Origin of the sequence: Nocardioides antri, from assembly GCF_008373765.1 — a bacterium.
In the GTDB taxonomy this organism is placed as follows: domain Bacteria; phylum Actinomycetota; class Actinomycetes; order Propionibacteriales; family Nocardioidaceae; genus Nocardioides; species Nocardioides antri.
The window spans coordinates 1-260 of the sequence record NZ_VUJW01000190.1; the positions used below are offsets into that span (position 1 = coordinate 1).

Here is a 260-nt window from a genome sequence, read left to right on the forward strand (position 1 = left end):
CCGAAGCCACCGTATTTTCCACTGCCACTGCCTAGTCCACCTGCTGCTCCACCACCGCCCAGGCCACCGCCAGCACCCCCTCCAAATCCACCTCCCGCACCGAATGCTCCGCCGCTGCTGCCTCCGTAGCCGTTATTTCCGGATCCACTCGCCCCATTGTACTTTCCGTTTCCACTGCCGCTGTGCCCGCCAGCACCTTCTCCTGATCCACCGCTACCTAAGCCTCCTCCGGCACCGAACCCAGAGCCGCCGCCGTAGCC

General features: G+C 65.0%; 1 protein-coding gene. It reads right to left on the reverse strand.

The window, feature by feature from the left end:
* Positions 1 to 31: 31 nt before the first annotated feature.
* Complete coding sequence (locus tag F0U47_RS22980) at positions 32 to 211, reverse strand: hypothetical protein (protein ID WP_188111463.1); 180 nt, start codon at positions 209 to 211, stop codon at positions 32 to 34.
* Positions 212 to 260 lie beyond the last annotated feature (49 nt).